The 6,267-nt window shown below is 68.7% G+C and carries 5 protein-coding genes; 1 reads left to right on the plus strand and 4 read right to left on the minus strand.

Annotation, left to right across the window (positions count from 1 at the left end):
* Window positions 1-84: 84 nt before the first annotated feature.
* The 4 genes from ED92_RS12550 to ED92_RS12565 all read right to left on the minus strand — a co-directional run bounded on the left by ED92_RS12550 (window position 85) and on the right by ED92_RS12565 (window position 4,772).
* Window positions 85-2,202 carry an alpha-galactosidase gene (locus tag ED92_RS12550; protein ID WP_037337180.1) on the minus strand — a complete coding sequence of 706 codons (2,118 nt, stop codon included), beginning with the start codon at window positions 2,200-2,202 and terminating at the stop codon, window positions 85-87.
* A 119-nt stretch (window positions 2,203-2,321) separates the two neighbouring features.
* On the minus strand, window positions 2,322-2,759 hold the full coding sequence (locus tag ED92_RS12555) for a PPOX class F420-dependent oxidoreductase (protein ID WP_037337183.1): 438 nt from the start codon (window positions 2,757-2,759) through the stop codon (window positions 2,322-2,324).
* Window positions 2,759-3,724, minus strand: a complete 966-nt coding sequence (locus tag ED92_RS12560; protein WP_037337185.1) for an RNA polymerase subunit sigma-70 — start codon at window positions 3,722-3,724, stop codon at window positions 2,759-2,761. The genes ED92_RS12555 and ED92_RS12560 overlap by 1 nt, the downstream gene beginning before the upstream one ends.
* Window positions 3,725-3,824: 100 nt before the next feature.
* Window positions 3,825-4,772 carry a methionyl-tRNA formyltransferase gene (locus tag ED92_RS12565; RefSeq protein ID WP_037337188.1) on the minus strand — a complete coding sequence of 316 codons (948 nt, stop codon included), beginning with the start codon at window positions 4,770-4,772 and terminating at the stop codon, window positions 3,825-3,827.
* A 137-nt stretch (window positions 4,773-4,909) separates the two neighbouring features.
* Here ED92_RS12565 and ED92_RS12570 point away from each other — a divergent pair, with 137 nt between their 5' ends.
* A complete protein-coding gene (locus ED92_RS12570) occupies window positions 4,910-6,253 on the plus strand; it encodes a lysine N(6)-hydroxylase/L-ornithine N(5)-oxygenase family protein (protein ID WP_037337190.1) in 1,344 nt (447 codons plus the stop codon).
* The last annotated feature ends 14 nt before the right edge of the window (window positions 6,254-6,267 follow it).

The raw sequence follows: 6,267 nt of genomic DNA on the forward strand, positions 1-6,267 counted from the left end.
ACGACGGCATTCGATCGGATGTCTAGGGCGATGTCAAGCAGCTCCGGCGGGCATCGGCGAGTGAAAAGTGAGGATACATCTGATCTATCGGCTGGCTCGAACCTTCGTCAACCGGATCACCGCACTGGCGAAATCGCCGTCCGGAAGGCCCGGTGACAGGCCGTGTGCCAGGAGCGAGGCGCCGTGCCACACCTTTCCGATGTCCTCGTCGCGGTAGCGGGCGGCGGGGTCGAGACCGTCGAGCCGGAGCGGTCGTTCGTGAGTGTGGAAATGTGCCGCTTGCCGGAACACGAACACCACCGCGCGTCCGCCGTCGGCCGCCACGTACTGCAGCGCGGAGACACCGTCGGTGGCAGGCGGTACGAGCCGGTGGAGCCTGCCGTGCTGGACGATCGGCCGGATGTCCTTGTACAGCGCGATCTGTTCGCGCGCGTAGAGCAGATCCTCCTCGGGCCATTTCACGATGTCGCCGCCGATCCCGAGCACACCGGCCATCGCGACGTGGAACCGGAAACGCAGGGGAGTGGACCGCCGGGTGACGAAGTTGGGGTCGTCGGTCACCCACGCCGACATCGCGCGCGCCGGGTACACCTGGCCGTAGCCGTGCTGGATGACGAGCCGGTCGAGCGCGTCGGTGTTGTCGGACGTCCAGACCTGATCGGTCCTGGCCAGCACCCCGAGGTCGATCCGCCCGCCACCACCGCTGCACGCCTCGAACCGCAGCCCGGGATGGCGGGTGCGGAGGCGGTCCATGATCGCGTAGACCGAGCGGGTGTGCTCCACCCACAGCGTGTCCGGATCGACGGCCCCGGGCCAGCCCGCTTCGCTGAAGGGGCGGTTCATGTCCCATTTCAGGAAGTCGATGCCGTGCTCGCCGACGAGGGAGTCGAGCGTGCCGAACGCCCACTCGGCGACGTCCGGCCGGGCGAAGTTGAGCACCAGCTGCCGTCGCAGTTCGGACCGGGTCCGATGTGGATGGTGCAGGACCCAGTCCGGGTGGGCGCGGTACAGATCGCTGTCCGGGTTGACCATTTCGGGTTCGACCCAGAGCCCGAACTTCATGCCGAGCCGGTGCACCTCGCGGACGAGCGGTTCGAGACCGTCGGGGAACTTGTCGCGGTTGACCTGCCAGTCGCCGAGGCCCGCGTGATCACCGCTGCGGGCGCCGAACCAGCCGTCGTCCATCACGAACAGTTCCACGCCGAGCGCCGCGGCCTTCTCCGCGAGCGCGCGTTGCCCGGCTTCGGTGACGTCGAAACCCGTTGCCTCCCAGGAGTTGTAGAGCACCGGCCGGAGTTCGCCGGGATGCGGGAGGACGTGGTCGAGCGCGTACGCGTGCCAGGCGCGGCTCGCGGCGCCGAATCCGCCGTCGGTGTACAGCCCGGCGAAAACCGGGGTGGTGAGCGTGTCGCCGGGTGCGAGCCGGGGGACGACGCCGTCCTGGCCGAAGCCGCCGGTCACGGTCAGCCGGCCGGTGGAGGAGCGCGTGGTGGTGATCCGCCACGAACCGCTCCACGCGAGCGCGGCGCTGTAGACCTCGCCGTGCCGCTCGGTGGCTTCGCCGTCGTCGAGCATCACCCACGGATTGGCGTGATGGCTGGTGATGCCGCGCCTGCTGCCGAACGTGGTCTCGCCGTGGGGGACGGGCTCGCGGAGCAGCTGGCTCTCGGCGGCCCAGCGGCCGGTGACGTGGCTGATCCGGTAGTCCGGCCGGATCGGCGCGACCCAGGTCGCCGAGTCGGCGCGGATGATCTCGATCGGGCCGTCCGTACCGTCGTGGGCGAGTTCGGTCCAGCGTTCGATGACGTCCGTGCCCGCCGGGACGCGATAGCCGAGCGTGATCCGCAGCGGGTAGTGGCGATCGCGGAAGTGGACGCGCAGGCTCATGTCGTCGATGTCGTGGCCGAGGTAGCGCCATTCGAGGGCGCGGGTCCCGTCGGCGAACCGGACCTGGAGGGCAGGGGTCCAGTAGCGGGTGCCGCCGTCGGCGGCCAGTTCGTCCAGTCCCTCGGCGGGATCGTTGAAGGCGTCCCAGCGTTCTTCGGTCCGGCTGAGGATGTCGGTGAGCTGATCGGCGGTGAGCGCCGGGCCCCAGTAGACGTGGGAGGGCGCGTCGTCGTCGCTCAGCCGGAGCGCGTAGCTCGTGGCTGCCGTGCGGATGAGCCAGACACGAGTGCTGTCGTCGAAAACGATCTCGGCCACGGGCCCATCCTGACGCCCGGCGCCCGCAGGGGCCAAGTGGCTCCCGCTCGGCGGTACATGAAGGCCCCCTTCCTGTACTTAGGCGCAAGGAAGGGGGCCTTCATGTACTTGGGAAGCGGTCAGCCGCCGACCTTCGCGATGGCCACGAAGTGCTCCGGCCGCACCCGCACGATCACCTTCCCCGGCGACGTCGCGTACGCCAGCCAGCCGTCGATGACCTCCTGCCCCGCTTCGCCGAGGTACCGCCGGGCGATCAGTTCCGAGCCGAGACGGACGCCGTCCGGATCTGAAACGATCTCCGCGACACCCTCGACGCTGACGAACGAGTACGGCGGGGTCGGGTCGTCGGCGACCACCGAAACCCGCGGATTCTCCTTGAGCGCCTTGCCTTTGACCGTGTCCGCACCCAGGTTGACCAGGATGTCGTCCCCGTCGAGGGCGAACCAGACCGGTACCGCGTGCGGCCTGCCGTCGGGGCGGACCGTCGCGAAGACGGCGGTGCGGGTGCCTTCGGCGAGGAAGGCGCGGCGCTGGTCGTCGGTCATCTTCTCCGGCATTACTTTCCCTCCAGGATGGCGTCCAGGCCGAAGGCCGGGAACAGGTGACTGTCGAACGTGGTGAACTCCGCGGCCTTGCCGTCGACGACGCGGACGAGGTCGAGCTTGAACGCGCGGAAGACGGTGTCGCCGGGACGCCGCAGGTACGAGGCGAACGCGGGCATCCGGTTCGCGTCGACGGGGACGGCGCGCCATTCGCCCATCTCTTCGGCGATCCTGCCGTGCCGGGCGAGGTGTTCGAGGCCGATGTAGCAGTGGGGTTCCGGCGGCATGGTCACGCGGACGTCGTCGCGGACCAGACTGCTCAAAGTGCTGAAATCGCCGCTGTCGTGGGCCTCGACGAGCCGCCGGACCAGCGCCCGTTCCTCTTCGGAGGGAGCCGAGACCGACCATTCGCCGCGCTGCTGCGGGAGGCGTTCACGCAGGGTCGCGCGGCCCCGTTGCAGGGCGCTGTTCGCGGCGGGGACCGAGAGATCGAGCAGTTCGGCGGTTTCGGCGGCCTGCCAGCCGAGCACGTCGCGCAGGATCAGCACCGCGCGTTGCCTCGGCGGCAGCATCTGCAGGACCGCGAGGAAGGCGAGCTCGATGGTTTCCCTGGCGATGGCGAGCGCGTGCGGTTCGGCCTCCGATGGCGCGATCTCGTCCAGCAGGCGGTCCGGATACGGCTGGATCCAAGGGACTTCGGCGAACGAGCGGACCGATGGCACCCGCCGGTCCTTCTTGCGGATCGCGTCGAGGCAGGCGTTGGTGGCGATCCGGTACAGCCACGCGCGGAAATTGCCACCGTCGAAGGTGTCCAGCCCGCGCCACGCGTTGAGCAGCGCCTCCTGGACGGCGTCTTCCGCCTCGTCGAACGAGCCGAGCATCCGGTAGCAGTGGACGTGCAGTTCCCGGCGGTGTCGTCCGGTGAGCGCGGCGAAGGCGGTTTCGTCTCCCGCCTTCGCCGCGGCGATCGTGTCGGTCATGGCGCCTCCCATCGAGTGTTCTTACCCGATGTAACGGCGCCCTTCGCCGGAACTCATCGGTCCCGCGATGACTTTTTCGCGGGACCGCGGAAACCGCAGGTCAGGGACGAGCGGTGAGGTATCCGCCCATCGTGCGGAAGTACTCGGTCGCGGCCAGTTCGGTGCCGTCCTCGGTCCGCACCCGCTCGATGACGAGCCCGTGCGACCGGCCGCGGCGCGACTCGGGCCCGGCGACGATCACGACGCCGTCACCCTCTCGGATGAAGATCCGGCCGGGGGTGCCGCCGTACTGGCCCACCGACACCGAGGAGCGGATCACGCGCAGCTGCTTGCCGCGGTGGTAGGTGAAGGCGTTGGGGTACGGGTCCGACTGGGCGCGCACCAGCCGCTCGATCTCGTCCGCGGGCCACGACCAGTCGATGAGGCTGTCTTCGAGGGCGCGCTTGTGGAAGAAGCTGGCCTTCGACCTGTCCTGTTTGACCGGGGTGAAGTCCCCCTTCGCGATCAGCTCGATGGCTTCGGTGGTGATCGGCGCGATGAGGTCGACCGTCCGGTGGAACAGATCGGTCGTCGTGTCCTTCGGTCCGACCGGGACGGAGCGCTGCAGCACGATGTCGCCCGCGTCGAGGTCGGCGTCCATCATGTGGGCGGTGAGGCCGACCTCCTTCTCGCCGTTGATGAGCGCCCAGATCAGCGGTGAGAAGCCGGCGTAGGCGGGCAGCAGCGAGTCGTGGACGTTCAGCGTCCCGTACCGCGGCATCTCGAAGATCTCCGGCGGCAGCCAGGTGCGCCAGTTGTTGGCGACGATCAGGTCGAGATCGGCTTCCTTCAGCTCCGCCAGCAGTTCCGCGTCGTCGGGACGCTGCCGCAGCAGCGCGCGGATCCCGTTCTCCTCGGCGAGGTCCGCGACGGAGTCGGACCAGATCTTCTCGTAGGCGTGGTCACTCTTCGGGTGGGTGACGACGAGGGCGACCTCGTGGCCCGCGTCGATCAAGGCCCGCAGGGTGCGGTGTCCCCAGGTCTGGTATCCGAACATGGCGACCCGCATGGGACCGGCCTCCTCCTGGTCGAGGGATGAACATCACCACTGAAAGTACTAGTTGAGCCTCACCTAACTTAGGTTAGGGTTCCCTGGTCTTTGTTGCGAAGTACCGAGATGCGGCTGAGCCGCGCAAGGGGTTCAAGATGGCACGAGCAGTGGTCGGTGAACGGGTTCCGGTCTACGACGTGGTCGGGGTCGGGTTCGGTCCCTCGAACCTCGCGCTCGCCATCGCCGTCACCGAGCACAACGCCGCGCCAGGGGCCGAGACCGTCACGGCCCACTTCCTCGAGCGCCAGGCCCGTTTCGGCTGGCACCGCGGGATGCTGATCGACAACGCGACCATGCAGGTGTCCTTCCTCAAGGACCTCGCCACTATGCGGAACCCGACCAGCTCGTTCAGCTTCCTGTCGTATCTGCACAGCAAGGACCGGTTGGTCGATTTCATCAACCACAAGAACCTGTTCCCGTTGCGGATCGAGTTCCACGACTACTTCGAATGGGCGGCGGAGAAGGTCGACGACCTGGTCTCCTACGGCACGGAGGTCCTTTCCGTCACGCCGGTGTTCGACGGCGACGAGATCGTGTTCTTCGACGTCCACGCCCGTACCGACGGCGAACTGGTGAATCTGCGCGCCCGCAACCTGGTGATGGGCACCGGGCTGCGGCCGAATCTCCCCGAAGGTGTGACGCCGGGCACACGGATCTGGCACAACAGCGAACTCCTGCACCGGCTCGAAGGCCTGGCCGCCGAGGAGCCGCGCCGGTTCGTCGTCGTCGGCGCCGGCCAGAGCGCGGCGGAGGTCAGCGCGCTGCTGCACGATCGCTTCCCCCGCGCCGAGGTGTGCGCGGTGTTCGCGCGCTACGGCTACAGCCCGGCCGACGACAGCGCGTTCGCCAACCGGATCTTCGACCCCGAGGCGGTCGGCCGGTTCTACGAGGCACCGGAAGCGGTCAAGGACCGCCTGATGCGCTACCACGGCGCGACCAACTACTCGGCCGTGGACATCGAACTCATCGACGAGCTGTACCGGCGCGTCTACCGCGAGAAGGTGCAGGGGATCGAGCGGCTGAAGCTGATCAACGTCTCCCGGCCCACCGAGGTCACCGACACCGGCTCCGAAGTGCGGGTCACCGTCGAGGCGCTGGAAACCGGGGCGCGGACCAGGCTCGACGCCGACTTCGTCGTGTACGCCACCGGGTACAGCCCGGCGGACCCGACCCCGTTGCTCGGCGAGCTCGCCTCCACCTGCGCGCGCGACGACGAGGGAAGGCTCCGCGTCGAACGCGACTACCGGATCGTCACCGAACCGCCGCTCGACGGCGGGATCTACCTGCAGGGCGGCACCGAGCACACGCACGGCATCACGTCTTCGCTGCTGTCCAACACCGCCGTCCGGGTCGGCGAGATCCTCCAGTCCATTGTGGACCGGCGCGCGGCCGGCGCGTCCCGGCCCGCGTACGCGGTGAGCGGGTCCGGGCCCGCCTGAGGCCCGGACGATCC

This window comes from Amycolatopsis sp. MJM2582, assembly GCF_000754115.1.
Taxonomy (GTDB): Bacteria; Actinomycetota; Actinomycetes; order Mycobacteriales; family Pseudonocardiaceae; genus Amycolatopsis; species Amycolatopsis japonica.